Source organism: Pseudacidovorax sp. (assembly GCF_017991995.1).
Lineage (GTDB): Bacteria > Pseudomonadota > Gammaproteobacteria > Burkholderiales > Burkholderiaceae_C > Xenophilus.
Map to the genome: position 1 here is coordinate 87,219 of NZ_JAGOPN010000011.1, position 25,107 is coordinate 112,325.

General features: G+C 69.2%; 25 protein-coding genes. 6 read left to right on the top strand and 19 right to left on the bottom strand.

Translation table 11 applies throughout. The features are described 5' to 3' along the window. Positions 1-16 precede the first annotated feature (16 nt). The gene (locus tag KBC94_RS16005; RefSeq protein ID WP_366934719.1) at positions 17-1,429 is read right to left on the bottom strand and encodes an ATP-binding protein; all 1,413 of its coding nucleotides are present in this window, start codon (positions 1,427-1,429) and stop codon (positions 17-19) included. Then, entirely contained in the window at positions 1,426-2,103 is a 678-nt protein-coding gene (locus tag KBC94_RS16010; RefSeq protein ID WP_294372094.1) for a response regulator transcription factor, read from the bottom strand. The genes KBC94_RS16005 and KBC94_RS16010 overlap by 4 nt, the downstream gene beginning before the upstream one ends. Before the next feature lie 173 nt (positions 2,104-2,276). Between KBC94_RS16010 and KBC94_RS16015 the strand changes: the two genes are divergently transcribed. From KBC94_RS16015 to KBC94_RS16025, 3 genes are read left to right on the top strand one after another with little or no spacing between them, the layout of a single operon-like run. Then, entirely contained in the window at positions 2,277-3,116 is an 840-nt protein-coding gene (locus KBC94_RS16015; protein WP_294372097.1) for an alpha/beta fold hydrolase, read from the top strand. Between the two features lie 3 nt (positions 3,117-3,119). Continuing rightward, complete coding sequence (locus tag KBC94_RS16020; protein ID WP_294372103.1) at positions 3,120-3,401, top strand: acyl carrier protein; 282 nt, start codon at positions 3,120-3,122, stop codon at positions 3,399-3,401. A gap of 34 nt (positions 3,402-3,435) precedes the next feature. Then, positions 3,436-4,665, top strand: a complete 1,230-nt coding sequence (locus KBC94_RS16025; RefSeq protein ID WP_294372106.1) for a beta-ketoacyl synthase — start codon at positions 3,436-3,438, stop codon at positions 4,663-4,665. A gap of 17 nt (positions 4,666-4,682) precedes the next feature. Here the strand turns inward: KBC94_RS16025 and KBC94_RS16030 are convergent, their stop codons facing one another. From KBC94_RS16030 to KBC94_RS16070, 9 genes are read right to left on the bottom strand one after another with little or no spacing between them, the layout of a single operon-like run. Next, positions 4,683-6,365, bottom strand: coding sequence for an AMP-binding protein (locus tag KBC94_RS16030; protein ID WP_294372109.1), 1,683 nt, complete (start codon positions 6,363-6,365; stop codon positions 4,683-4,685). Positions 6,366-6,390: 25 nt separating this feature from the next. After that, complete coding sequence (locus KBC94_RS16035; RefSeq protein ID WP_294372112.1) at positions 6,391-7,095, bottom strand: ABC transporter ATP-binding protein; 705 nt, start codon at positions 7,093-7,095, stop codon at positions 6,391-6,393. Further along, a complete protein-coding gene (locus KBC94_RS16040; protein WP_294372114.1) occupies positions 7,088-7,921 on the bottom strand; it encodes an ABC transporter ATP-binding protein in 834 nt (277 codons plus the stop codon). Before KBC94_RS16040 ends, KBC94_RS16035 begins: the two co-directional genes overlap by 8 nt. Continuing rightward, entirely contained in the window at positions 7,918-8,943 is a 1,026-nt protein-coding gene (locus tag KBC94_RS16045; protein WP_294372116.1) for a branched-chain amino acid ABC transporter permease, read from the bottom strand. The genes KBC94_RS16040 and KBC94_RS16045 overlap by 4 nt, the downstream gene beginning before the upstream one ends. Further along, positions 8,940-9,827 (bottom strand): branched-chain amino acid ABC transporter permease, encoded by an 888-nt coding sequence (locus KBC94_RS16050; RefSeq protein ID WP_294372119.1) that lies wholly within the window; start codon positions 9,825-9,827, stop codon positions 8,940-8,942. Before KBC94_RS16050 ends, KBC94_RS16045 begins: the two co-directional genes overlap by 4 nt. Before the next feature lie 13 nt (positions 9,828-9,840). Further along, the gene (locus tag KBC94_RS16055) at positions 9,841-11,094 is read right to left on the bottom strand and encodes an ABC transporter substrate-binding protein (protein ID WP_294372120.1); all 1,254 of its coding nucleotides are present in this window, start codon (positions 11,092-11,094) and stop codon (positions 9,841-9,843) included. A 58-nt stretch (positions 11,095-11,152) separates the two neighbouring features. Continuing rightward, complete coding sequence (locus KBC94_RS16060) at positions 11,153-11,947, bottom strand: enoyl-CoA hydratase-related protein (protein ID WP_294372123.1); 795 nt, start codon at positions 11,945-11,947, stop codon at positions 11,153-11,155. Further along, positions 11,948-13,039: an acyl-CoA dehydrogenase family protein gene (locus KBC94_RS16065; RefSeq protein ID WP_294372125.1), complete on the bottom strand. Its 1,092-nt coding sequence runs from the start codon at positions 13,037-13,039 to the stop codon at positions 11,948-11,950. It abuts the gene before it with no gap. Between the two features lie 14 nt (positions 13,040-13,053). Continuing rightward, positions 13,054-14,247: an acyl-CoA dehydrogenase family protein gene (locus tag KBC94_RS16070; RefSeq protein ID WP_294372128.1), complete on the bottom strand. Its 1,194-nt coding sequence runs from the start codon at positions 14,245-14,247 to the stop codon at positions 13,054-13,056. Between the two features lie 154 nt (positions 14,248-14,401). Between KBC94_RS16070 and KBC94_RS16075 the strand changes: the two genes are divergently transcribed. Then, positions 14,402-15,073 carry a TetR/AcrR family transcriptional regulator gene (locus KBC94_RS16075; RefSeq protein ID WP_294372133.1) on the top strand — a complete coding sequence of 224 codons (672 nt, stop codon included), beginning with the start codon at positions 14,402-14,404 and terminating at the stop codon, positions 15,071-15,073. A 99-nt stretch (positions 15,074-15,172) separates the two neighbouring features. On the opposite strand, the gene KBC94_RS16080 is transcribed toward KBC94_RS16075, so the two are convergent. The 7 genes from KBC94_RS16080 to KBC94_RS16110 form a co-directional block, all read right to left on the bottom strand. Continuing rightward, complete coding sequence (locus KBC94_RS16080; RefSeq protein WP_294372135.1) at positions 15,173-15,853, bottom strand: GntR family transcriptional regulator; 681 nt, start codon at positions 15,851-15,853, stop codon at positions 15,173-15,175. Positions 15,854-15,908: 55 nt separating this feature from the next. Then, the gene (locus tag KBC94_RS16085; RefSeq protein ID WP_294372137.1) at positions 15,909-16,574 is read right to left on the bottom strand and encodes an amino acid ABC transporter permease; all 666 of its coding nucleotides are present in this window, start codon (positions 16,572-16,574) and stop codon (positions 15,909-15,911) included. Positions 16,575-16,579: 5 nt separating this feature from the next. After that, entirely contained in the window at positions 16,580-17,269 is a 690-nt protein-coding gene (locus KBC94_RS16090) for an amino acid ABC transporter permease (protein WP_114803246.1), read from the bottom strand. A 177-nt stretch (positions 17,270-17,446) separates the two neighbouring features. Next, positions 17,447-18,292 carry a transporter substrate-binding domain-containing protein gene (locus KBC94_RS16095; RefSeq protein ID WP_294372146.1) on the bottom strand — a complete coding sequence of 282 codons (846 nt, stop codon included), beginning with the start codon at positions 18,290-18,292 and terminating at the stop codon, positions 17,447-17,449. A 38-nt stretch (positions 18,293-18,330) separates the two neighbouring features. Continuing rightward, positions 18,331-19,263 (bottom strand): aminotransferase class IV, encoded by a 933-nt coding sequence (locus KBC94_RS16100; RefSeq protein ID WP_294372149.1) that lies wholly within the window; start codon positions 19,261-19,263, stop codon positions 18,331-18,333. Positions 19,264-19,296: 33 nt separating this feature from the next. Further along, positions 19,297-20,076, bottom strand: a complete 780-nt coding sequence (locus KBC94_RS16105) for an amino acid ABC transporter ATP-binding protein (protein ID WP_294372151.1) — start codon at positions 20,074-20,076, stop codon at positions 19,297-19,299. Positions 20,077-20,254: 178 nt separating this feature from the next. Continuing rightward, positions 20,255-20,845, bottom strand: a complete 591-nt coding sequence (locus tag KBC94_RS16110) for an adhesin (protein WP_294372153.1) — start codon at positions 20,843-20,845, stop codon at positions 20,255-20,257. A gap of 249 nt (positions 20,846-21,094) precedes the next feature. Here KBC94_RS16110 and KBC94_RS16115 point away from each other — a divergent pair, with 249 nt between their 5' ends. Beyond that, positions 21,095-22,255, top strand: coding sequence for an AAA family ATPase (locus KBC94_RS16115; RefSeq protein WP_294372155.1), 1,161 nt, complete (start codon positions 21,095-21,097; stop codon positions 22,253-22,255). Continuing rightward, positions 22,255-23,310, top strand: coding sequence for a diguanylate cyclase (locus tag KBC94_RS16120; protein WP_294372158.1), 1,056 nt, complete (start codon positions 22,255-22,257; stop codon positions 23,308-23,310). Before KBC94_RS16115 ends, KBC94_RS16120 begins: the two co-directional genes overlap by 1 nt. Here KBC94_RS16120 and KBC94_RS16125 read toward each other — a convergent pair. Beyond that, on the bottom strand, positions 23,228-24,973 hold the full coding sequence (locus KBC94_RS16125) for a hypothetical protein (protein WP_294372161.1): 1,746 nt from the start codon (positions 24,971-24,973) through the stop codon (positions 23,228-23,230). The two genes, KBC94_RS16120 and KBC94_RS16125, sit on opposite strands and share 83 nt — an antisense overlap. Between the last annotated feature and the right edge of the window lie 134 nt (positions 24,974-25,107).

Sequence of the window (25,107 nt, forward strand, 5' to 3'; positions counted from 1 at the left end):
GCGGCCAACGGCGTACTCAGCCCGCCGCCACCATCGGCAGCCGCAGGTCGAAGCGCGCCCCGCCACCCGGCGCATTGCCCGCCTCCAGCCGGGCGCCGTGGGCGTGCATCACGGCCTGCGCCAGCGACAGGCCCAGGCCCAGGCCGGCCGCCGCCTCCCGGGCGCGGGCGCCGCGGTAGAAGCGCTCGAACAGGTGCGGCAGGTCGCTGGGCTCGATGCCGGGGCCGTCGTCCGTCACGCGCACGATGGCCTCGCGGGCCGCCGCATCGGCCAGCAGGCTCACGTTGACGGCACCGCCCTGCGGCGAGTACTTGATGGCGTTGTCGATCAGGTTGGTCAGCGCGAGTTGCACCGGCACGCGGGCCGACACGGCCTGCAGGTCGGCCCCCTCGCTCACCGTCAGCACCACCTGGCGCTGGCGCGCGACCGGGGCCATGCGCCGCATGGTCTCGCGCACCAGGTCGGCCAGCGACAGCGACTCCATCTCGCCGCGCTCCTGGCCGGCATCCAGGCGGGCCAGCACCAGCAGCTCCTCCACCAGCAGGGTGAGCGATTCCACCTCGTCCAGCGCGGAATGCAGCGTCTCCACATAGCTGGCGGCATCGCGCGGGCGGCGCAACGCAATTTCCAGCTCGGCCCGCAGGCGCGACAGCGGCGAGCGCAGCTCGTGCGAGGCATCGGCCGTGAAGTTGCGCTGCGCCTCGATGCCGCGCTCCAGGCGGTCGAGCATCTCGTTGAGCGTGTCCACCAGCCGCCCGATCTCGTCCGGCACGCCGGGGTGCGGCAGCCGGCTGGCCAGGTTGCGCTGGCCGATGCGGCGCGCCTGTTCGACGATGTCGTCGATGGCATTGAAGACGCGGCGGGTGAGCAGCTCGCCCGCGATGCCCAGTGCCAGGATCAGCACCACGGTCAGCAGCAGCATCATGACGCCGGCGCTGGCCACCGCGTGGTTCAGGTCCTCCAGCGAGGCGGCGACCTGCACGGCCATCAGGTCGGGCCGGTTGGGCACCGGCACCGACACCACCCGCGTGGGTTCACCGGCAAAGCGCTCCAGGTCCTCGTAGAGCGGGCCGCCGCCGACCAGTTGGGCCCGCAGGTCCGCCGGCACCGGCAGCGTGGCCGAGCCGAGGTTGGCGCTGCGCGCCACCACCTGCCCGTCCTTGTCCACCACCTGCACCAGGCGATCCACCCGCGCATACGAAGGCCCGCGGTTGCGCGCGGCCTCGTGCACGACGGCGGGCGTGCCCGGCTCGGCCACGGCCAGCATGCCGGACTCCAGCTCGGCCAGCGCCAGGATGGCGTCGTCCAGGTCGCCGCGCAGGTCGGTCGAGAAGGCCCAGATGCCCACGGCCGCCACCACCGCCATCACCAGCGAGACGACGGCGAAGTGCACGATGGCCAGGCGCCGGCGGAAGCTCAGCATGGTCATGCGGTGGCCCCCACGTCCAGCCGGAAGCCGCGCCCGCGCACGGTGACGATGGAAGGATCGGCGATGCCCTCCAGCTTGCGCCGCAGGTTGCCCATGTGCACGTCGATGAGGTTGTCGATGGCGAGCAGGTCGTCCTTCCAGATCTGCTCGGCGATGCGGGCACGGCTCACCACCTCGCCCGGATGGCGCATCAGGATGTGCAGCAGCGCGAACTCCTTCTGCGTGAGGTCGATGGGCTGGCCATGGCCGGTGAGGGCATGGCTGAGCGGATCGAGCCGCAGCGCGCCCACCACCAGCACCGAGGGTCGGGCCAGGTCCGAGCGGCGCAGCAGCGCCCGCGCGCGCGCCAGCAGTTCGTCGAAGGCGAAGGGCTTGGTCAGGTAGTCGTCGGCGCCGAGGTTGAGGCCCTCCACGCGGTCGACCAATGCATCGCGGGCGGTGAGCATGAGCACGGGCGTGGTCACGCCGCGCTCGCGCAGGTCGCGGCACCAACCCAGGCCGTCCTGGCCCGGCAGCATGCGGTCGAGCACGATGAGGCCGTAGGCAGTGACGAAGGCCTCTTCGTCCGCCTCTTCGGCCGAATGGACCACGTCGACCACGAAGCCCTCCTCCTGCAGGCCGCGCGCCAGCACGCGGGCGGCCTTGCGGTCGTCTTCAACCAGGAGGATGCGCATCGGGAATGGGCAATGGCGGGCACATGGGGCAGGCAGTATGCCTTTGCAGGCCCGTTTTCCGCCTGAAGAAGTCTTCAGGATTTCTTGGGACTTTCTTCAGGCAGCGCTGCGTAATCTGCGGCCCCAACGACGGATGGCCCGCCCGCACGAGGCAGGGGTCCGTGGAGCCGACGATGACCGCATCCTTCCTGTCCGACGCTGCTGCGTCCCCCGTGCGCGGCGCCGTGCTGCTGCTGCCCGGCCTGTGCAGCACCGCCGACGAACTGCTGCACCTGCAGTCCTCGCTGCGCCGAAGCGGCTGGCATGTGAGCGCGCCCCACATCGCGGGCTATTCCTTCGATGCCGACGGCCAGCGCAGCACCGGCTTCGACCAATGGGTGGACCGGGTGTGCGCCGAGTTCGCGCAGCTCAAGCAGCAGTACGGCACCGTGCTGCTGGCCGGCATCTCGGCCGGCGCCGCGCTGGCCCTGGCCGCCGTGGCGCGGCTGGGGCAGGCCGCGGCCGGCGTGGTGCTGATGTCCACCACGCTGCGCATGGACGGCTGGAGCGTGGGCCGCAGCCGCTGGCTGCTGCCGCTGGCCCTGTACACGCCGCTGGGCCGCCTGTGGCGCTACCGCGAGCGCGCGCCCTACGGCGTCAAGAACCAGCGCGTGCGCGAATGGATCGAGCAGGAGCTCAAGGACCGCCAGATTTCCCGCGCCGGCTGTGCCGCCATCGGCGTGGCCCACCTGCGCGAATACGACCGTCTTCGTCGCGCCGTGCGCCGCAGCCTCGACCGCGTGCGCTGTCCCGTGCTGGCCCTGCATGCCCGCGAGGACGAGGTGGCCAGCCTGTCCAACATCGACCTGCTCGCCCAGGGCCTCAAGCATGCGCCGCTGCACACGGTGGTGCTCGAGAACAGCTACCACATGATCTCGATCGACAACGACCGCCGCCAGGTGGCCGAGGAGACGATCGAGTTCGCCCGCGCCGTGGCCGAAGGCCGCGCCCCTTCCACCTCCAACCAAAGCTGATCCATGCCGTCGACCACCTTCCAGACCATCGCCCGCATCGCCCAGGAAGAGCACCGCTGCGACCCGGCCCTGCTGCGCCCCGAGGTGCCGCTGGCCGACCTGGGCCTCGACTCCCTGGCACTGATGGAATTCATCTTCTCGGTCGAGGACGCGCTCAAGCTGCGGCTGCCCGAGGAGCGGCTGGACCCGCGCGAGGCCGGCATCACCCTGGGCGACCTGTGCGACGCCATCGACGCGCACATGGCACAGCAGCAGACCGGCGGCGCCACGCCGGCCCACGCATGAGCACCCTCGACGCAGGCCAGGCCGAGGTGACGCTGTGAGCACGCCCGTCGCCATCACCGGTCTGGGCCTGGTCAGCCCGCTGGGCACCAGCGTCCAGGCCCTGGACCGGGCGCTGGCCGCCAACCAGTGCGCCATCGCACCGCGCGAAGTCGTCATCGACGGGGTGGAGCGCTTCACCGTCGGCGTGGCGGCCTGCAGCGAGTTCGACGAGCGCAAGAGCCGCGCACCTTCGGGCGTGACGCTCGACCGCGGCACGGCGATGGCCCTCAGCGCCGCTTTCGAGGCCGCGGAGCAGTCGCGCCTGTTCGAGAGCAGCCGCCAGCCGGCGCCCGAGCGCCTGGGCGTGTTCTGGGGCACGGGCATGGGCGGCGCGAGCAGCTTCGACCAGTCCACCGAGCAGCTCTACGGCCGCAAGCGCCGCCTGCGGCCCACCACGGTGCTGACGACCATGCCCAATGCGGCCGTGGCCGAGCTTGCGCTGGCCTTCGGCGCACGCGCCTCGGCCGTGGGCTACGCCTGCGCCTGCGCCTCGTCGGCGGTGGCCATCGGCGAGGCCATGCGGGCCGTGCGCGGCGGCTGGGTGGACGTGGCCATCGCCGGCGGTCATGAGGCCCTGCTGACGCCGGGCGTGATTGCCAGCTGGCAGGCCATGCGCGTGCTGGCGCCGCTGGAGGCGCATGCCGCCCACACCTGCCGGCCCTTCTCGGCCGACCGTGCGGGCTTCGCGCTGGGCGAGGGTGCGGGCGCGGTGATCATCGAATCGGTCGCCTCGGCCGAACGCCGCGGCGTGGATGTGCAGGCGCTGCTGGCCGGCTACGGCACCAGCTGCGATGCAAGCCACATCAGCAACCCGAACAGCGAAGGCCAGGTGCGCGCGGTACGCGCCGCGCTGGCCGACGCCGGTCTGGCCGCCAGCGACATCGGCCATGTGAATGCGCACGGCACCGGCACCGTCGCCGGCGATGCCGCCGAGGCCGCCACGCTCGCCGAGATCTTCGGTGCGCGCGGTGTGCCGGTGAGTGCCACCAAGGCGCTGCACGGCCACATCATGGGCGGCGGCGGGGCCATCGAACTGCTGTGCGCCCTGCGCGCGATGGAACTCGGCCAGCTGCCCGCCAGCGCCACCGCGCCCGACTCCACCCTGGGCGTGGACCTCGTGCACGGCCTGGCGCCACGCGCCAACGGCGACATCCGGCATGTGATGTCCAACGCCTTTGCGTTCGGCGGGACGAATGCGGTGCTGATTGCGAGCCGGGTGGGGTAGGGCGGCCAGCGTCGGCGCTACGCCTTGACATCTCCCGAATCGGCCATCCGCGCGGGGGGTTGGCTGTGAAGGGGCGGGGCGCCCTCCCGAGCCTGGGCACGGAGTACATCCTTGCGGACTTTGCCGGAGGCCGTGGTGGGAAATTCCCCGACCAGGAAGTAGTGCTCGGGCAGCTTCTGCCGCGCGACACCCGCAGCCGCCAGCATTGCCTCGATTCCCGATGTCTCCTGCGGGGCATCGGCGCGCAGGATCAGGAAGGCGCACACGGTCTCTCCCAGCCGGGCATGGGGCATGGCAACCACTGCGGCGCCCGTCACCGAAGGATGCTGGTGCAGCAGATCCTCCACCTCCTTGGCGCTGATCTTCTCGCCACCGCGGTTGATCAGATCCTTGATCCGACCCGTGAAGACCACCGCGTTGTCGGGCGTGAGATAGCCGACGTCGCCGGTGTGGAAGAAGCCGTCTTCATCGAAGGCTTCGCGGGTCTGCTGCGGGTCGACATAGCCGACGAAGAGCGAAGGGCCCCGCGCGCAGATCTCACCCTCACCGCCCGGCGGCAGCGGATGGCCGGCAGGGTCGAGCACCCGCACCTCGTAGTCCACCACCTCGCCGTCGGTCTCGGCCGCCAGGCGGGCCTGGTCGGGACGGCTGAATCCCAGGGTGATCATGGGCGCCTCGCTGGAGCCATAGACGCGAAAGGCGGTACACCCCGGGAGGACGCGCGACACGCGATGGATGACTTCCGGCGCAACTGCGGCGCCGCCACAGGGAAACAGCCGTAGCGATGGCAAGCGGCGCCGCTCGCGTTCGGCCACATCCATCAGCTCCTGCAGGAACGGCGTGGCGCCGATGGTGAAGCACACGCCCTCTTGCTCGATGATGTCCGCGGCGCGGGCCGCGTCCCACCGCTCCATCAGCACGCAGCGTGTGCCGACATAGAAGGGCATCTCGATGCCGTGGCTGAAGCCCGTGACATGGGTCAAGGGCGACGGCATGAGCGTCGTGTCGCCCGCCTTCAGGCCCCAGTGCCGGGCGCACATCAGCGTGGCGCGGATCAGCGTGTCGTGCGTGTGCAGTACCGCCTTCGGTCGCCCGGTGGTGCCGGATGTGTAGAGCACCAGCTTGACCGCCTGGGTGGACACGGCCGGCAGCGGCGCGGGCGGCGGGGCATTGGCGACCAACTCACGCAGATCGCGACCGGAGCCGTGCGGGCCACGCACGGTCCACACATGGGCCAGGTCGGGCAGATGGGGCCGCAAGCGCTCCAGCATGGCGGCATGGTCCCAGCCGCGGAACTCGGGCGCGATGAAGATGCCCTTGGCACGGCTGTCCGCAAGGATCAGCTCGACCTCCTTGTCGCGATAGATGGTCACGATCGGGCACACGACCACGCCCAGCAGGCAGGCGGCCACATCGATGACAGCCGCTTCGTGCCAGTTGGGGGTCTGAAAGGCCAGCACATCGCCTGGGCGGAAGCCGGACGCCTGCAGGTACGACGCCAGCGCGCGGGCCTGCGACCACACTGCGCCGGCGGTCACCGGCGTGCCACCGCAGACCTGCGTGACCCGGTCCGGCTCGCGCTCGGCCATGTCGCGCAGCGCCGCGGCCACGGTGCGGCGAGGCCATCGGCCGTCGGCCCACCACTCTCGGGCGCGGGCCGCGTCCCACTGCAACTGCCAGCCGCTCACGTCGGTCTTCATCCTCGGATCTCCTCAGGCGGCCGCTTCACACGGCCAGATAGCGCATCTTGAGTTGCGGGTCGGCATCGAACGCGGCCCAGTCGCCGGCGAAGACGATCTGGCCGCTGTCCAGCAGGTACACGTATTCGGTGCACTGCCGCGCATAGGCGATGCTCTGCTCGGCCACCAGCACCGTCAGGCCCAGCGCCGTCCGTGCCGCGCGCACCTCGCGCGCAAGGTCGTTGGCCACCTTGGGCGCCAAGCCTTCTGCCGGTTCGTCGAGCATCAGCAGGGCCGGCGATGCCATCAGGCCCCGCGCGACGGCCACGAGTTGCTGTTGGCCGCCAGAGAGTTGATCGCCCAGCCGCTCCAGCAGCGGAGCTAGCAGGGGAAACAGCTTTACTACCGCGTCCACGGTCATGCGGGGTCGGTCACGGGGCGCGGCATACCAGGCCAGCTCCAGGTTCTGCCGGACGGTCAGAGTCGCGAAGAGCCGACGGTCCTCCGGCACCAGCGCCAGGCCCATCCGCGCGCGCGCCTCGGTGGACTGCCCCTGCAGGGCCACGCCGTTGAAGCGCAACTCTCCTTGCGTGCGCGGGCCCGCGTCCAGCACGGACTTCATGAGCGTCGACTTGCCCGCGCCATTGCGCCCGAGCAGGGCCACGCCGGCACCGGCGGGCACACGCAGGTCGATACCGAACAGCGCCTGGCTGTCGCCGTAGGAAGCGTGCAGGCCACGGATCTCAAGCATGTGCCATGTCCTCCTCGGCGCCCAGATAGACCTCCTGCACCCGGGCGTCGGCGCGGATCTGCGCTGGCGTGCCCGAAGCAATGAGCTCACCGTGGTGCAGTACGGAGATGCGGTCGGCCAGGCCAAAGACGACGTCCATGTCGTGCTCGGTCAGCAGCATCGACAACCGATGGCGCTGCCGCACGGCATTGAGCAGCGTCACCGTGGCCCGCCTCTCTGCAGCCGACATGCCGGCCGTGGGCTCGTCAAGAAACAGGATGGTGGGCCGCAGGGCCAGCACCATTGCCAGTTCGAGCCGTTTGCGGTCGCCATACGAAAGGCTGCCCGCCGGCACGTCAGGCCGACCGGCAAAGCCGGTGTCGGCCAGCAGTTGCGGCATCGCATCCTCGAAGCCCCTCGCTGTCGCGCGCGAGATGCCGCGCCACGGCCGGGCCCGGCGCTCCCGCGCCTCCAGAGCGACGCGCAGGTTGTCGCGCACCGACAGGCCGGTGAAGACCTTGGCCACCTGGAAGGTCCGGCCGAAGCCGCGGTGCACGCGCGCATGGGCGGGCATCCGGCCCAGATCCTCGCCCGCAAAACGCACCTGCCCCCGGTCGGCCACGAGCTCTCCCGTGAGGACCTTGAACAGCGTGGTCTTTCCTGCACCGTTGGGGCCGATGACCACGTGCGATTCACCCGGCTCGACCGTCAGGCTCACATCGCGCAGGACGGGGATGCGTCCATACGCCTTGATCAGGCCAAGGGCTTCCAGGCGGGCGGCCGCGAAGCGACCTTTGGTTTCGCCTTGGGGCGGTGTGCTCTTCCGAGCGGCATTGGGGTTGCTCATCGCGTGACCTCTCGAGGGGTCGCGGGGAGGGTGAGGGGTTCCGGCGCCGGGCGGCGCAGCCGATCCACCAGACCCAGAATGCCACCTGGCAAGGACAACACCACCCCGAGCAGCAGCAGGCCGGTGACCATGTCCGAGAGCCCGACCAGTGTGCGGGTGGCGTAGAACACGCACGACAGAACGATGGCGCCCAGCACCGGCCCCCAGAAATACGCGCTACCACCCAGAAGCGTGTAGAGGATGGGGTTGGTGGAGTTGGACCAATGCGCCAGTTCCGGCGTCACGATCTGGGCCCAGGGCGCCACCAGCGCACCGGCAGCAGCCGTGACACCCCCCGCGATGGCGAAGATTGCCAGCCGATGCCGTTTGACCGGGATGCCCAGGAACTCCGCGCGGTCCGGGTCCTGCTTGAGCGCCTGCAGGGCCCGCGCAAAGGGGGTCCCCTGCAGCCAGCGCACGAACGCAATGAGCAGTGCGCATGTGACGACGATGGCGAAGTAGAAGCGGTCACCCTGCGCCAGATCGAGCCCCCAGGTCGCTCCGCCCAGACGTGGGCGCGCCAGGCCGGCCAACCCGTCGTTCCGGCCCAGCACCGAGGTGTTGGCGATCAGCAGATGCACCAGCTCGGCGAAGGCCAGGGTGAGGATGGCGAAGTACACGCCTTCGCTACGCCGCAGCGCCACCATGCCGACTGCCGTGGCCAGAGCCGCACCCAGCAGCCCGGCCAGCGGCACCATCAGCACGAAGGGCACGGCCTGCGACTGCAGCAGCAGCGCGCAGAGGTAGGCGCCGGCTGCGAAGAACATCGCCTGGCCGAAGCTGAGCACACCCGACATGCCGAACAGGAGGTTGAAGGCGAGGCCAAAGACCGCGTTGATCCAGATCATGCCGGCGATGAAGACCAGCCCGCGGTTCAGCCCGGCGGGCACCAGCAGCGACACCAGCACCAGAAGAGCCAGGACCATCCAGTCGCGCCGGGAGATGGCGACGCCCCGCTTGACGGGCGCGGAAGCGGCGTTCATGCGCGGGCCTTTCCCATGAGGCCCTGTGGGCGAAGCAGCAATATCAGCGTCATGGCCAGGAAGAAGGGCAGACCGGGCAGACCGGGCAGCACCCACTGCCCCACCGCGTCGATCAACCCGAGCAACAGCGACCCCACGAATGCGCCACTGATGCTGCCCATGCCGCCGATGATGATGACGCCGAAGGCCTGGATCACGAAGGCGCTGGCCAGCGTCGGCGACAAGGTCTGGTTGGACAACAGCAGCCCGCCGGCCAGTCCGGCCAGCGCAAACCCCAGCGCCACCGCGCCGGTGTACACCCAGCGCACCCGGATGCCCAGCAAACGGGCCATCCAGGCATCGGCCGCGATCGCCTTGACGAGCCGGCCAGGCGCCGTACGGTTGAGAAAGCCCTCCAGCCCCAGGTACACCACGACACCGCACACGATGATGAAGAGTGACAGGCGCGGGAGCACGGCGTCGCCGAGCAACCAGGCGCCGTCCAGCACCGCAGGCGGCATCACACTGTGATAGTTGAGGCCCCACAGCAGCTTGGTGGACCCTTCGCACACCAGCAGAAGGGCATAGGTGGCGATCAGCACATAGGCGTCGTCGACGCCCGACAGCCGCCGCAACACGAGGCGGTCGACCACCAGGCCCAGCAGCGCCACCGCCACCCCGGCCACCAGCGACGCGAACAGGTAGAAGGCGATGGAGCCCGCGCCGCCCAGCGCCTGCGTCAGAGAGTACGCCGCGTAGGCACCGATCATGAAAAAGCCGCCGTGCGAGAAGTTGAGGATGTGCAGCGTTCCGAACACCAGCGTGAGGCCGGCGGCGACGAGAAAAGTCGCCATGGCCCAGGTCAGGCTGTTCACAAGCAGCGTGGCAATGTCCGACAGCGCCATGACAGGACCGTCCTCAGGCAGTGCGCAACTGCAGCTTCTTGCCCGGGGTCGGCGGGAACAGGACCGACTTTCCGTCCACCTTGACGTACTGGGCGACCTTGTAGCCCTTCGCATCATCGGCCGGTTCGAGGTAGACGAGCTCGACATCCTTGATGGCCTGGTTGTCTTCGGCGCGCATGGTGCGCGGCCCCGTCACGGTGTCCCAGGTCAGGCCCTTGAGGTTGGCGATGACGGCCTCCGTGTCGGTCGATTTGCCTTTCTCGATGGCCTTCAGCAGGGCGTAGAGGCTGGCATGCGCTTCTGCGGCCCAGCCCAGGGGTTCGGGGTCCTTGGTGCGTGCCGTGTAGTCGGCCACAAAGCGGTCGCTGATCGGGTTGCCCTTGTTGGCAGCAGCGTAGTAGTGCATGCCCGTCCATTGCGCCGGCAGCTGCTGCTTGAGTCCGCGCGCGACGAGGAACTCGTTGGCAGCATCGCAGATGACCTTGTAGCGACTCATCAGGCCGAAGCCGCGGGCCTGCTGGAACATGGTGATCGCATCGCCGCCATAGGTGCAGTTGAAGACACCGTCCGCCGGTTGGCGCAGTGCCTGGGTGATCGAGTTGCGGTAGTCGGAAACCCCATAAGGCATGAGCACCGGATCGATGATCTCGGGCTTCTTGCCGGTGAGTGCCGGATAGAACTCCAGCAACGCGTCGACGAAGATGCTCCAGGTGGTGCGACCATATTCGTGGTCGGGCACCAGGCCCGTCCATCGCGTGATCTGAGGGTACTTCTGTGCCATCAGCTTGGCCTGCGCCCGGGTGCGTGCATCGGGCGCGTCGCCGGGGCGGAACACGTTGGGCGAGTAGTTCTCGTGGTTCATCTTCTCGGTACCCGCGCCGCAGGTCATGAAGACGCCCTTCTCCTGCTGCATCACCGGCGCCAGCGCAAGCACCACGGCGCTGGAGATGCCGCCGGTGTGCAGGTTGATGCCGGCGCCGAGCAGCTCGCGTGCCGCCGCGAGCGCAGCGGCCGGATTGGCCTTGTCGTCGCGCAGTTCCAGGGCCACCTGACGGCCCAGGATTCCCCCCGCCTTGTTGATCTGCTCCACCGCGATCTCGGCGCCGTTCTTCACGTAGGAGCCGATGAACTCCTGTGGGCCGCTCAGCGGCGTGATGAGCCCGATGCGCAGCGGCCCGGACTGGGCACGGACCCAGGCCGGCATGCTGGCGACGGTCGCCGCGACGGCGGCCTGCTTGAAGAGGGTGCGGCGATGCAGGGATGTCATGGTGTGTCTCCGGATTGCTCTTGGTGGCGGTGGAAGGTCAGGGACGACAAAGGCAGGCTCAGCGCCCGCTGAAGACGGGCTTGCGCTTCTCGCGGAAGGCGCGCACGGCCTCGGCATGGTCCTGGGTGAGGTTGGACATGCATTCGTAGGCCACGCCGGCATCAAAGTAGCTGTGGAACAGCTGGCGCAACGGCAGGTTGGCGGTGATCTTGCTCCAGCGGATGGCCTTGGTGGCGCCCGATGCCAGCTGGGATGCCAAGGCGTCGACGGCGCCGTCGAGCTGTGCGAGCGGCACCACCTCGGTGAGCAGACCGATGCGCTCGGCCTCTTTGGCACCCAGCAGTTCGCCGGTCAGCAGATAGCGCTTGGCTTTGGCATAACCCACCAGTTGCGGCCAGATCAACGCGCCGCCGTCGCCGGCCACCAGGCCCACGCTCACATGCGGATCGCCGATGCGAGCCTCGTCGGAGGCGATGATCACGTCGCTCAGCAATGCAAGGCTGGCGCCCAGGCCGGTCGCGTGCCCGTTGAGCTTGCAGATCAGCGGCTTCTCCAGGTCGAGCTGCGAATAGACGATGTCTTTTGCCTCTCGGGCGGTGCGCTCGAACTCGGCGGGCTCATCGATGGACTGCTGCATCCAGTCGATGTCGCCACCGGCACAGAAGGCACGGCCTCGGCCGGTGAGGACGACGATGTCGCTGCCTTCGTCGCGTTGCGCGTCGGTGAAGACGCGGGACAGCTCGTGGTGCAGCCGCGCATTGACCGCATTGCGCTGCTCGGGCCTGTTGAGCGCGATGGTCAGCACGCGACCCTGGCGCTCGAACTCGATGCAGGTGTAGCTGGAAAAGTCCATTCAGATCTCCTGTGGAGTGGGCGCGCCGCCGGCGCGGACGAACGCAGCCAGGTGCAGGTCCTCTGCACCGTGCCATTGCGCGTTGACGCGGGCGCGGCGCAGATAGTGGCTGGCCGCGTGTTCCTCGGTGATGCCGATGCCGCCGTGCATCTGCACCGCTTCCTGCGTCAGCTTGCGGGCGTTCTCGCAGGCCAGCGCCTTGGCAGCATGCACGGCACGCGCCGCCTCGACGGGTGGGGCGTTGCAGCACAAGGCGGCAACGGCTTCGTCGATGACCGCACGGCTTTCGGCGATCCGGATGTATGCATCCACCGCACGGTGCTGAAGGGCCTGGTTGCTGCCGATGGGCATGCCGAACTGCCGCCGCGTCTTCAGATGTTCCAGCGTCTGATCGAAGGCCGACTGCATCAGGCCGACCGAATCCGACGCTACCGCGACGGCCGCCAGTGCGCGGGCCTGGGCCATGGCGTCGGCAAAGCGACCCTCGGGGTCAGCCAGCGGCTCGGCAATCGCTGCGGCCAGATGCACCGTGGCAGCCCCACGTCCGTCGAGCAGCGGATACGGCTGGCGTTGCACGCCGCTTGCGGAGACCGGCAGGTACCAGAGCCGGCCATCTGCGGGAATCAGCAGGACATCGGCGATGTCCGCATCCACCGCCACCTCGAGGCGGCCCTGCAGTCGACCGTCTGCGGTGAGCGTGACGCCCGGCCTCACGACCTGATCGGGTGGGACCAGGGCAACCACAAGGCGGGTGCCTTGCTGCATCTCAGGCAGCCACTTCGACCTTTGCGCGGCGTCGCCCAGCGCTTCGATCAGCTGCGGTGCGAGTACGCCGCAGCTCAGCAGCGGCTCCGTGAGCAATGCGCTTCCCGCGATCTGGCAGAGCAGGGCGATGGACGACGGGCGCAGGCCGAAGCCGCCGTGGGTCTCGGAGGTGGCGACCGCGAACCAACCCAGCTCCGCAAGAGAGCGCCAAATTGCCGGATCATGGCGACGCCTGTCGGGCGCGAGGTGCTGCCGGTCCTCGAAACGATGGCGCTGTGCAACCCACCGGCGCGCAGCCGATTCGAGGGCCTGATCGGTGTCGTCCATCCAGGTCGTCGGGTTCACAGGCCGAGCTCCGCTTTGCTGATGATGTTGCGTTGGATCTCGTTGGAGCCGCCATAGATGGTCGACGCGCGGCCATGCAAATACTCGCGCACTGCACCGGGCGTCGTGGCAGGCCCCACGGGGGACGCGAGGGTGTCGGCGTTCACGAAAAGGGGGTCGTAGACCACGGCTGCGGCGCCCAGCCAATCCAGCGTGGCCTCGGCAATGGCCTGCTGCAGCTCGGTGCCGCGGATCTTCATGATCGACGCTTCGACCCCCGGTGGTGCCGCCGGGTCCATGGTGCGGGCGTAGGCAAGGCAGAAGGCACGCAGCGCATGCAGGCGCAGTTCCAGCTCGGCCAGCCGCCGCTCGAAGACGGGGAGATTGCGCACCGCATCGCTGGGCGCCTCGGCCATCAACGCACGAAGGTGCTGCAGCTGGCGCGTGGCGCGGCCCGTCTCGGCCGAGAGGATGCGCTCGTTGGACAGCAGGAACTTGGCGTAGCTCCAACCCTTGCCCTCCTCGCCCACGAGCATCTCCACGGGCACCTCGACCTCATCGAGGAAAACTTCATTGACATGATGGCAGCCGTCCATGGTGCGGATTGGACGCACCTGCACGCCGGGGCTGCGCATGTCGATGAGCAGGAACGAGATGCCCTGCTGGGGCCGGCCTTCGTCACTGGTGCGCACCAGGCAGAACATCCAGTCGGCCCATTGCACATAGCTGGTCCAGATCTTCTGGCCACTGACGACGTAGCGGTCGCCGCGCCGCACAGCCCGCGTCTTGAGCCCGGCCAGGTCCGAGCCGGCACCGGGCTCGGAATAGCCTTGCGCCCACCACTCCTGCGACGACAGGATGGGCGGCAGGAAGCGTCGCTTCTGCGCCTCGGAGCCGAAGGTGTAGATCACCGGCCCGACGTAGTTCACGCCGAACGGAATCAGCCACGGCGCGCCGCAGCGCATGCTCTCCTCCTCGAACACGAAGCGTTGAAGCGGCGTCCATGCCGCGCCGCCGTGTTCCCGCGGCCAGTGGCCGGCCACCCATCCGCGGGGTGCCAACGAACGAAGGAAGGCGAGGTTGTCTTCCTTGGTCAGAAAGAGGTTCGCCTGCACCTTGTCGCGAACGTTGCGCGGCAGCTCGTTCTCGCAGTAGTCGCGCACTTCCTGGCGAAAGCGTTGTTCGGCTTCAAAGGCAGGGCTGTTCAGCATCACACAAACAAAATGAACGATGAGTCATAATTCAGTTTCGTCCGATCCGATGCGCTGACCACTAGGGAAAACGCTGCGGCTCGGCACGCCGAGCCGCTTCAGTAGACTGGGACGGAGGCTATTCGCCGTCGAGCGAAGCCAGAAAGGACGCGTATTGGCCGCCGCGACAGGCATCCCTCGCACCGCGAGAAAAAAATCAGCCGCTGTGCGACTCAGCCGCGAGGAGAAGGCAGCGCGCACCCGCGATCGCCTGATGGTCTCTGCCGCCAAGGTGGTCGGCGAGTTCGGCTACCGCGATGCTTCAGTCCAGCGCATCACGGCAGAGGCAGGCATTGCCCAAGGCACCTTCTACCTCTACTTCGAATCTCGGCAAGCGCTCTTCGACGAGCTCCTGCCGTACTTCGGCGTCCAGATGCTCGAGCTCGTGCGCCAGCGTGCGCACGGCGCCAAGGGCTTCTTCGAGGTGGAGGAGGTAGGCGCCCGCGCAGTCTTCGAATACCTTTCGGAAAACCCGTGGTTCTGGCGCGTCCTCAACGAAGCGGAAGTTGAGGCGCCCAAGGCCTGGTCCCGTCACCACGAAGAGGTGGTGCGTCGCTACGTGAAGTTTCTCAAGCGTGCGAAGCGAGATGGAGAAATCATCAACTACGGTGAAGATGAACTCGCCACGCTGGCCTATCTGCTCATTGCCGCGCGGGACTACCTGTACCTCTACCACCTGCATCGACGGACGCAGTCTTCCGGCATACCAGATGCGGTGATGAAGACCTACCTCCGTTTCCTCAAGGGAGGCCTGATGGGTGGAGGGCTTCCGGCGGGAGCGCCATGAGCGCTTGCTCAGCGACTTGACACCAGGCCGCAGACGCCGCCCAAAGTGGCGGTCGGACGTTTGGCCTCAGGAGCTGGCCGCAGCGGCCTTCGTCATGGCTCAGGCGGCTGCGGCCGCGCCCGCTTCGAACTGGATCGTCGCCAGACCGCGGTCCAGGTGCACGTTCAGCTCGCTCACCATCTCGTCCAGGCTGTCGCCCAGCGCGCAGTCGAGGAAGCGCCGGTGGTTGGCCTCGAAGTCCACCTTGGGCGCATGCGCGATCTGACAGATGGCGAAGCCGAGCTGGATCTTCTGCGTCATCTGCTGCCAGAACGCGGGCATCAGGTGGTTGCCGCAACGCTCGTAGACCAGGCCGTGGAAATGCGCCTCGGCGCGGATCTCTTCCGACAGGTCGTCGCTGCGCACGGCCGCGATCATGTGGTCGAAGCGGGCCTGCAGCTCATCGCGGAAGGCGGCGTCGCGCAGCGGCCAGATGCGGCGGTAGGCCTGGCTTTCCATCACGCGTCGCATCTCGTAGACGTCGCGCAGCACGGCGGCATTGACCTCGGTGACGAAGGTGCCGGCATAGGGCCGGTTGGTGGCCAGGCCGCTTTCGATCAGCTCACGGATGGCCTCGCGCAGCAGCCCGCGGCTCACGGCCAGATCGCCGGCCAGCCGGCTTTCGACCAGCTGCGTGCCCGGCGCGATGCGGCCCGAGAGGATGGCGCGGCGCAGCGTCTCGGCCACCTGGTCGCGGCGGGTCAGCGTGGGCAGGGGCTCGAAACGGGGGATGCTGCTCATGGTGTGGGCGCGATTCTCGGCCAGGGGCTGATGCGGCTCGCGGGGTGCAAGGGCTTCAGGCCCGCAGCGCGAAGCGCTTCTCCAGCCGCGAGGCCAGGTACGAGCCCGGATAGATCAGCACGAAGTAGATCAGGCCCACGGCCGTGAGGATCTCCAGCGGCCGGTAGAAGGCGGCCGACAGCGCGCGGCCCTGGTACATCAACTCCTGCACCGCGATGACCGACGCGATGGAGGTGTTCTTGGCCAGCTCAATGCCACGGTTGGTGAAGGCGGGCAGCATGCGCGCCAGCACCTGCGGCACGATGACCCGGCGCATCAGCTGGGTGCGCGTCATGCCCAGCGCGCGGGCGCCTTCCCACTGCCCGACGGGCAACGACGCGATGCCGCCGCGGAAGATCTCGGAACAGTAGGCCGAAGCGTTGAGCACCAAGCCGCACAGCGCCGCCACCAGCGGCGTGAGTTGCACGCCGGTGAGGATCGGGAAGGCATAGAAGAACCAGATCAGCTGCACCATCACCGGCGTATTGCGGAACAGCTCGACCCAGCTGCGCCCCAGCAGCACCGGCACGCGCCGGCCCGAGCCGGTGGCCAGCGACAGCAGCAGGCCCAGCACCATCGACAGCGGAAAGGCGATGACCCACAGCAGCGCCGTCATGCCCACGCCCTTGAGGAGCACGGGCCAGTTCTGCAGCACCGGGGTGAAGTCCCAGGAGAAGTCCATGCCGGTCACCTCGCGGTTGCGGAAACGGGCCGGGTGGCGCGGGTCAGCCGCGCCTCCAGCAGGTGCGCCAGCGTGCTGAGGACCAACAGCGTGACGAAGAAGATGGCCGCCACCACGGTGTAGACCTCCAGCGGGCGGAAGGTGATGCTGTTGACCTGCATGGCCTGGTAGAGCAGGTCGGAGTACGCCAGCGTCGAGGCCAGGGCGGTGGTCTTGATGAGCTCGAAGGAGCGTTCCATGAAGGGCGGCAGCATGCGCTGCAGCGCCTGGGGCAGCACCACGCGCCGCAGCACCGCGGGCGGACGCATGCCCAGCGCGCGGGCGCCTTCCCATTGGCCGCGGTCGATGCTGACCACGCCGCCGCGGAACACCTCGGCATAGAAGGCGCCCGACTGGGTCGAAAGGGCGATGATGGCCGCCACGTACGGGTCCAGGCTCACGCCCAGCACCACGGGCAGCGCATAGAAGGCCCAGAAGAAGTGCACCAGCGGCGGTGTGTTGCGGTAGAACTCGGTGAACCACAGCGCCGGCCACTGCAGCCAGCGCGTCTTCGTCAGGCGCATGGTGGCCAGCACGGCGCCGATGAGCACGCCCATGGCGATGGCCACCGCCGCGATGCGGAAGGTGCCGAGCACGCCCGTCAGCAGCATCTGGCGGTATTCCCAGACGGCGCCGAAGTCCCAGTCGTAGTTCATGTCATGTGTCCGTGGCGCCGCGCGCAACCCGGATGGCGCGAGGGCGACTCGAATGGCCGCGGAGCAGGCCATGCCAAGGCACCCGTGGAACTGGCTCTGCCAGGCCACCGGGTGCGCCCCCCTCCAAGCCGAAGGCGACAGAGAGGGGGGAGTCGCGAAGCGACTTGGGGGGTGTCACTACTTCTCCAGAGACTCCTTGGTCACGCCAGGCATCTTGTCCGGATCCAGCCCCTTGGTCTTGAGGTACTGGGCGTACAGCGCCTGCGTCTGGCCCGAGGCATAGAGTTTCTTGAACTGCTCGTCGAGCATGTCGCGGAAGGCCGGGTCCTGCTCCTTGCGCACGCCGGCGCTGGTGGCGATGGCGACCACCGGCTGCGGGATCTGCACGCTGCCCTTCTTGATCTTGGAATACGCGATGGTCAGCACCGAGTGGTAGAAGCCGATGGCATCCACACGGCCGGCATTGAAGGCGGCCACGGTCTCGTCGGTGTTGGTGAAGCGCTCGATCCTGGCGTTGGGCAGGCGCTTGGTGAGATCGCGGTCGGTGGCGGTGCCCAGGGCCACGCCGACACGCACGGTGGGCTTGTCCAGGTCGCTCCAGTTCTTGACCGTCAGGCCGTCCTTGGCCAGCACGCCCTGGGCGTACCAGAGCATGGGCGCGGTAGGGAAGTCGATGGCGCGCTTGCGCTCTTCGGTGGCATCGAGCACGAACATCACATCGAACTGACCCGACTGCAGGCCGGCCACGCTGTTGGCCCAGGTGGTCTCGACCGGCACCATCTTCACGCCGATGTTCTTGGCGATCTGCTCGCCCATCAGCACGCCCACGCCGGTCCACTGACCGGTGGCGGGGTCGCGGTAGTACCACGGGTCGCCGGGCGCCACGCCGATGCGCAGCTCGCCGGATTTCTTGACCTTCTCCAGCGTCTGGGCCTGGGCCGGCATGCCGGCCAGCAGACCCAGGCCGACCAGGCCGACCAGCAGGCCGCGGCGGACGGCGGCAAAGCGGGACAGGATGTTCATTCGTCGCTCCTACGAGGTGGAAAGTTGGAAAAGGGGAATCAGGCGGCCGGCGCCGTGATGTAGGCCTGGTACAGGTCGGCCAGGCGCTTGGTGAGCGGGCCGTAGCCTTCGGTCGGCAGGCGCCGCCCGTCGATGGCCGCCACGGGCGTCAGGCCGCCCAGCGTGCCGGTGACGAAGGCCTCGTCGGCGGCATAGACCTCCGCCAGCGTGTAGTCGCCTTCGTGCACCGGGATGCCGTTTTCGCGCGCCAGGCGCAGCACCGTGGCGCGCGTGATGCCGTTGAAGCAGTAGCGCCCGGACGAGGTCCACAGCGCGCCGCCGCGCACGATGAAGAAGTTGGTCGAGTTGCAGCTGGAGACGAAGCCGTTCGTGTCCAGCATCAGCGCTTCGTCGGCGCCGACGTGGATGGCCTGGATCAGCGCCTGGATGAAGTTGAGCCGGCTGTGCGAATTGAGCCGCAGGTCGAACACGTCGGGCGTGCTGCAGCGGATGGTGCTGGTGTGCAGCGCCAGGCCGCGCTTCTTGGCCGCGGCGTCCACCACCTTGTGCTCGGCCACGCAGACCACGGTGGCGCTGCCGATGATGAAGCGCGGGTCCTGGTTGGGCGTCTTCTTGAGGCCGCGCGTCACCATGAGGCGTGCATGCGCGCCATCGTGCATGCCGTTCACCTCGAAGGTGCGCAGGATCACGTCCTTGACCTGCTGCTTGGTCAGGCCGATGTCCATGGCGATGGCATTGGCGCCTTCGAACAGGCGGTCGATGTGGGCGTCGAAGGAGATCACGCGGCCGTTGACCAGCCGCACGCCCTCCCACACGCCATCGCCGCAGACGTAGCCGGCATCGAAGATCGACACCTTGGCCTCGCTGCGGGGCACGAAGTCGCCGTTGAGATAGACGAGCACCTGCTCGTTGCGGTCATCGGCCCGGTAGGCCTGGGAGCTCGTGGCGGAGGCGGGGTTGGAAAGCTGCATGGGAAGAGGGCGCGGAATGAGGAAACGGCCGATTCAGAAGCTGAAGGCCGTGAAGCGTTCGAGAAAGCGCTGCGTGCGCTCCTTGCGCGGGTGCTTGAGCACCTCGTCGGGGGTGCCGGCTTCGTAGATCAGGCCGTCGGCCAGGAAGAGCACCTTGTTGGCGTAGTGGTAGGCGAAGCCCAGCTCGTGCGTGACCAGCAGCATGGTGCGGCCTTCCTCGGCCAGGTCGCGGATGACGTTGAGCACTTCGCCCACCAGCTCCGGGTCGAGCGAGGACGTGGGCTCGTCGAAGAGCAGCACGTCGGGCGCCATGGCCAGCGCGCGGGCGATGGCCACGCGCTGCTGCTGGCCGCCAGACAGGTGGCCGGGATAGGCGTCGGCCTTGTGGGCCATGCCCACCTTGTCGAGTTCGCGCAGGGCGATGTCCCGGGCCGCCGCGGCGCCCATGCCGCGCACCGTGATGAGGCCTTCCATCACGTTGCCCAGCACCGTCATGTGCGGGAACAGGTTGAACTGCTGGAACACCATGCCGACCTGCCGTCGCACGTGTGCCAGTTCGGCCTGGGTGTAGCGCACGCCATCGCCGCCGCGCGCGTCGGGTTGGCCGATGGGCTGGCCCTTGAGTTCGATCCGTCCGGCGCTGGGCGTTTCCATGAAGTTGAGGCAGCGCAGGAAGGTGCTCTTGCCCGAGCCGCTGGAGCCCAGGATGGCCACGCGGTCGCCGGGCTGCACGTCGAAATCGATGCCCTGCAGCACATGGTGATCGCCGAAGCGCTTGTGGAGGCCGCTGATGCGCAGGATGGGCTGGGTCATGAAAAGCGGAAGGATGGATCGGCGTCTGGCAAGAAGGCCGGCGGGGATTTTGTTGGATTGTCTAACAATCGACAGTCTGGTTTTCCCCTGCAGCATCCATGCCAGCCTGACCTTGTGCCCACGCCAAAAGGCCCGCCGCGCTTTCGCGCCGCGGGCCTTCCAAGTCAGAGACTGCGGATTACTTCTGCAGGTTCACCGCGCCCGAGCCCTGGGCATTGCCGCTGCCGCCGACAGCCGCACCCGGCGCCCTCAATGCACCGACCGCCGAGCCCGCCGCACCGGCCGTGCCGTTGAGCGAGCCGCCCACGGTGTTGGTCAGGCCGCCTGCCGCGCCGCCTGCAGACGTGGCGGCCCCGGTGGCCGTGTTCGCGGCACCGCCCACCCTGTTGGCCACGCCGCCCACGGCGGTGGGTGCATTGCCCACGGCGCCGGTCACGCCGCTCAGCACGCCGCCGACCGCGTTGCCCACGCCACCCGCCGCGTTGCCGGCGCCGCTCGTCTGGGCGCCGGCACTGCCGCCGGTGCGGGCGTTGCCGCCCGCGTGGGCGCCGTTGTGGGTCGTGCCGGCATTGGCACCCGCACTGGTGCCCGTCGACATGCCAACGCCCGCGCGCTGGCCGGCGGCGGAGCCGGATGCATTCACGTCAGCATTGACGCCCACGCCGACCCCCACGCCCTGGGCCTGTGCATGGCCGCCGACGGCCAGCAATCCGCCCAACAGGGCGCAGGCGAGGAGACGGTGCGATCGTTGTTGTTGTCGTTGCTTCATGGTGACTGTTCCTTTCATAGTTGGTCACGTGAAACCGGTCGCCTCTCGACCGGTCTGGCCGAACCTTCGATGCACAGTCCGGCCGCCCCGCGTGCGGGCGCAACGCAGGTGGCTGTGGGACGGGGCCTGCAGCCACGGCCCCTCTGCGTACCCGCGCGTGCCGGTCCGTGGCGGGCGCACGCAGGGGCCGCCCCTTTCGCGTGTTTTATGGATTTCAGCTAATTAGCCGATCTGGGTAAAATCGCCGAAATGACCTTGTTCCACCGTACAGCCCTGGCCGACCAGATGGCGCGTCAGCTCCTGCGTCCGGGCCTGCTCGACCAGGGCCTGCGCTCCGGACTGTTCCTGTCGGGTCTGCGGCGGACCGGCAAGACCACCTTCCTGCGGCAGGACCTGATCCCGGCCCTGGAGGCGCTGGGCGCCATCGTCATCTATGTGGACCTCTGGACGGATACGCGGGCCAACCCCGCCACGCTCATCCACACGGCGATCCAGCGCGCGCTGGGCGAACTGCAGACGCCTGCCTCGGGCGTGCTCGCGCGCCTGAAGCGGCTCAAAGGGCTGGATGTGGGCGCCGCCGGCTTCAAGTTCGGCTTCCAGCTGAACGAGGTGGGCGCCAAGGGCGGCGTGACGCTGGCCGACGCACTGACAGAGGTGGTCGACAAGGCCCGGACCGACGTGGTGCTGATCGTCGACGAGGTGCAGCAGGCGCTGGCCGGCGAAGACGGCGCGCAGATGCTGCTGGCCATCAAGGCGGCACGCGACGCGATCAACCCGCGGCCCGCCACACCCGGCCACTTCATCTTCATCGGCACGGGCTCGCACCGTGCCCAGGTGGTGGGCATGACGCTGCAGGGCAAACATGCCTTCGCCGGCGCAACCTCGGTCGACTACCCGACGCTGGACGGCGACTACGTGGCCCATGTGCTGGACGGCATCGCCCTGGAAGGCGCCCGCGTCCAGCCCAGTCTGGCCGTCGCCATCGAGGCCTTCGACACCCTGGGCCGGCGCCCGGAAGAGCTCATCCGCGCCCTGCGCCAGCTGCAGCAGGCCGACCCGGCCGAGGCCGACCGCTTCCTGCCCGTGATCGCCGCCACGCTCAAGACGGCGGCGGCCGACGTGGAACTGCGCAAGGTGGAAGACCTGGGCACCCTCGCCGGCGCCGTGTTCGACCGCGTGGCCCGGGCCGAGGGCGACGCCACCGGCCTGTTCGGCGCCCAGGCCCTGGCCGACTACACCGCCCAACTGGCTCGCGAGGTGACGGCCGACCAGGTGCAGCGCGTGGCCGACGAACTGCGCGACGCCAACCTCATCATCCGCAAGGGCCATGGCGTCTATGCGGTGACCGATCCCTTCGTCCAGACGGCCTGGCGCGAGCGCAAGGCACTGGGTGGGGGGACGAGAAGCTGATGCGCCTGCGCACCGCCCCCGCCGACGACCGAGAAGAAATCTACCGGGACCACACCCGCCAGCGCCTGCAGCTCACGGCGGTCGAGATGGGCGTGACCGCCGTGGCCGGTTCTTTGGCGGCGCTGCTGGCGCGGCTGCTGATCCCGATGCCCGAGTATGTGGGGCTGCGGGTACTGCTGCTGCCGCTCACTGCGCTGTTCGCCTTCCTCATCGCCCGCGCACCCTCGGTCCAGACCTACGGCCTGGCCTGCATGGCGACCATCGCCACGGTGAGCCTCAACTGCTATCTGGGCGCGCTCGGCACCGACCGGCCGCTCATGTACTTCCTCCCCGCGGCAATCATCGTCGTCGTCACCACCAGCTTCTTCTGGATCACGTTGGCGCAGTGGGTCGGCGGCTCGCTGGCCTGCTATGCCTTCTTCCTGCCCTTCGTGTTCGACCACACGGCCAACCGGACCGACACCGTCTTCGCGCTGCTCTATGCGGGCATCGCCCTCGCCACAGCCTTCGTCACCCACCGCCGCGTCCAGGACTACCAACGCCGCGCCTTCGACCAGGAATGCCGGCTCGCGGAGCTCAGCGCCACGGATGCCCTCACGGGCGCCCGCAGCCGGGCCGAGTTCCTGCACCAGGCGGAACAGGTGGCCGGCCTGGCGCGCGAGACAGGGGCCCCGCTTGCCCTGCTGTACCTGGACATCGACCATTTCAAGCGGCTCAACGACAGCCATGGCCACGCGGCTGGGGACGCGGTGCTGCGAGGCTTGGCCGGGGCGCTGAGACAGGCCCTGCCGCAGCATGACGTGCTGGGCAGGCTCGGCGGGGAGGAGTTCTGCGTGCTGCTCCCGGGCCAGGAGCAAGCCCAGGCCGTGGCGGTGGCCGAGCGCCTGCGTCTGCTGCTCGCGCAGGTGCCGCGGCCCGATGAACGCCTGACCGTCTCTGTCGGCATCGCCGTGCTACGGGCAGACGAATCCGTCATGCAGACCCTGCACCGGGCCGATCTGGCGATGCTGAAGGCCAAGCAGTCCGGTCGGGACCGGGTATGCACGGCCGACTGAGGTGAAACACCCCCGTGCCCAGCAGCACGGCCCGCACCTCGTCCGCGAACAGATAACGGCGGCCATCGATCAGCACCGCGTCCGACCCGTCCGGATCGGGCAGGGCGGCCGGCATGCCGTGGCCCCGCAGCGCCTGCGCGCAGCCGGCCCAGTCGCCCTCGCCTGACGGCATGTGGAGCGAGGCCCAGGACAGCGTGCCACGCACGTCGTCGCCGAAGCCATGCGGCGCGCGCCAGTCGGCGCCGTTCTCCAGCAGCAGGCGCACAAGCGCCGCATCGCCGCGGAACACGGCCTGGTTCAGGGCCGAGCCGTCGATGTCGCCCCCGCGAACTTCCAGCGGCCAGCCACAGGCCACCATGGCACGCACGGCGGCGTCGCATCCATCGGCCGCCAGTTCCGGCAGCAGGCGCCGCTGCGCGTCGTCCAGCCGGGCGAGCACATCGGGCTCGGCACGCTGGAGGGACAGCGCGGACGACGTGTCGCCACGGGCGCATGCGGCCACGAAGGCCTCGACCGTGTCGAGGTCGTCGCTGCCTGGACTCCCCGACGCGGCCAACGCCGGCAGCGCGGCGATCTCCGGGAGGCCGAAGCGCAGCGCGAGGACGCGGGCCGTCACACCGTCGGGCGTGCGCACATCGGTGCGCGCGCCTGCGTCGATCAGCGCCTGGACATGCGCCACCGAACGGCGCCGGCGGATCGCCCACAGCAGCGGCGTGCCCCAGTCCGAGGTCGGCGGACCGGCCGGCGGCTCGTCCGGATCGCCGCCATGCGCCAGCAGCAGTTGCAGGGCCTGCGGATCGTCGAAGTCGAGCGCGCGGTAGATGGCGTTGGTGCCCGCGATCGTCGCGCCGGCCTCCAGCAGCAGGCGTGCGCAGGCGGGCGTGCCGAGCGCGTGGTAGAGCGACTCGCCATCGTCCGGCTCGGCGCCAGCATCGAGCAGCCGCTTCGTCATGGCCGCGTCGCCCGCCTGGCCCGCCGCGCCGTACAACGCCGACACGCGCAAGGACTCGTCCGGCGCGTCCAGCGAGGCGGGCGTCCACCGGCTGCCGATGGACTGGTTGGGCGAGGCGCCGCCGGCCAGCAGCCCTGCGACGCAGGCCCGCAGGCCCTCCGCGAAACCGGGCACGCGCGCCAGGCCGGAATGGGTGACCGCCACCAGCGGCGGCAGCCGCAACGGGCCGCCGGGCCGGTGGACCCAGGACGGATCGCGTTGCGTGGCGGCCCGCAGCGCCGCCTCGTCGCCGATGGCGCAAGCCAGCCAGGGATCGGCGCCAGCCAAGAGCGCAGGATGTTCCGCCAGCAGCCGTGCCGCCACCGCGGGCCGGCTGGCGCCGTTGCCGCCGGCCACATCGCCGGCATAGACCAGCCGCAGCCAGTGCAGCAGCGCCGCCTGTGGGTCGTCGAGGAGCGCCCGCCGCGCCTCGACGAAGCCCAGCAGATCCGCCCAGCTGGCAAAGCCGTGCTCGCGTGCGATACAGGAATGCGCATCGTGCAGCCGCAGCGATGCGGCCGCGAGGGCGGCATCGTCCCGGCCGCGCGCGGCGGGCAATGCCGACCGGAAGCGCTGCATCGCCGCGGGCGCGCCGCGCCGGTAGTCGGCCAGCAGGGACTTCGCCTGCTTCTTCAGATGCCCGATGTCGGGCCGGGGAGGGAGGGATTGCATGGACACCTCTGTGCATCGAACGCCGATGGCCCGCAAGACCGGCTGCACCCAAGGTGGTGAGGAGGCGGCACCGCGATGGATGCCGCAAGACAGGCAAGTGGGTTCAACCCTTCCCGCGGACCCGGAGGCGTCTT

Coding starts and splice junctions, on each gene's coding strand:
- KBC94_RS16005 (WP_366934719.1), bottom strand. CDS start 1,429: ATGACCATGCTGAGCTTCCGCCGGCGCCTGGCCATCGTGCACTTCGCC.
- KBC94_RS16010 (WP_294372094.1), bottom strand. CDS start 2,103: ATGCGCATCCTCCTGGTTGAAGACGACCGCAAGGCCGCCCGCGTGCTG.
- KBC94_RS16015 (WP_294372097.1), top strand. CDS start 2,277: ATGACCGCATCCTTCCTGTCCGACGCTGCTGCGTCCCCCGTGCGCGGC.
- KBC94_RS16020 (WP_294372103.1), top strand. CDS start 3,120: ATGCCGTCGACCACCTTCCAGACCATCGCCCGCATCGCCCAGGAAGAG.
- KBC94_RS16030 (WP_294372109.1), bottom strand. CDS start 6,365: ATGAAGACCGACGTGAGCGGCTGGCAGTTGCAGTGGGACGCGGCCCGC.
- KBC94_RS16035 (WP_294372112.1), bottom strand. CDS start 7,095: ATGCTTGAGATCCGTGGCCTGCACGCTTCCTACGGCGACAGCCAGGCG.
- KBC94_RS16040 (WP_294372114.1), bottom strand. CDS start 7,921: ATGAGCAACCCCAATGCCGCTCGGAAGAGCACACCGCCCCAAGGCGAA.
- KBC94_RS16045 (WP_294372116.1), bottom strand. CDS start 8,943: ATGAACGCCGCTTCCGCGCCCGTCAAGCGGGGCGTCGCCATCTCCCGG.
- KBC94_RS16050 (WP_294372119.1), bottom strand. CDS start 9,827: ATGGCGCTGTCGGACATTGCCACGCTGCTTGTGAACAGCCTGACCTGG.
- KBC94_RS16055 (WP_294372120.1), bottom strand. CDS start 11,094: ATGACATCCCTGCATCGCCGCACCCTCTTCAAGCAGGCCGCCGTCGCG.
- KBC94_RS16060 (WP_294372123.1), bottom strand. CDS start 11,947: ATGGACTTTTCCAGCTACACCTGCATCGAGTTCGAGCGCCAGGGTCGC.
- KBC94_RS16065 (WP_294372125.1), bottom strand. CDS start 13,039: ATGGACGACACCGATCAGGCCCTCGAATCGGCTGCGCGCCGGTGGGTT.
- KBC94_RS16070 (WP_294372128.1), bottom strand. CDS start 14,247: ATGCTGAACAGCCCTGCCTTTGAAGCCGAACAACGCTTTCGCCAGGAA.
- KBC94_RS16080 (WP_294372135.1), bottom strand. CDS start 15,853: ATGAGCAGCATCCCCCGTTTCGAGCCCCTGCCCACGCTGACCCGCCGC.
- KBC94_RS16085 (WP_294372137.1), bottom strand. CDS start 16,574: ATGGACTTCTCCTGGGACTTCACCCCGGTGCTGCAGAACTGGCCCGTG.
- KBC94_RS16090 (WP_114803246.1), bottom strand. CDS start 17,269: ATGAACTACGACTGGGACTTCGGCGCCGTCTGGGAATACCGCCAGATG.
- KBC94_RS16095 (WP_294372146.1), bottom strand. CDS start 18,292: ATGAACATCCTGTCCCGCTTTGCCGCCGTCCGCCGCGGCCTGCTGGTC.
- KBC94_RS16100 (WP_294372149.1), bottom strand. CDS start 19,263: ATGCAGCTTTCCAACCCCGCCTCCGCCACGAGCTCCCAGGCCTACCGG.
- KBC94_RS16105 (WP_294372151.1), bottom strand. CDS start 20,076: ATGACCCAGCCCATCCTGCGCATCAGCGGCCTCCACAAGCGCTTCGGC.
- KBC94_RS16110 (WP_294372153.1), bottom strand. CDS start 20,845: ATGAAGCAACGACAACAACAACGATCGCACCGTCTCCTCGCCTGCGCC.
- KBC94_RS16115 (WP_294372155.1), top strand. CDS start 21,095: ATGACCTTGTTCCACCGTACAGCCCTGGCCGACCAGATGGCGCGTCAG.
- KBC94_RS16120 (WP_294372158.1), top strand. CDS start 22,255: ATGCGCCTGCGCACCGCCCCCGCCGACGACCGAGAAGAAATCTACCGG.
- KBC94_RS16125 (WP_294372161.1), bottom strand. CDS start 24,973: ATGCAATCCCTCCCTCCCCGGCCCGACATCGGGCATCTGAAGAAGCAG.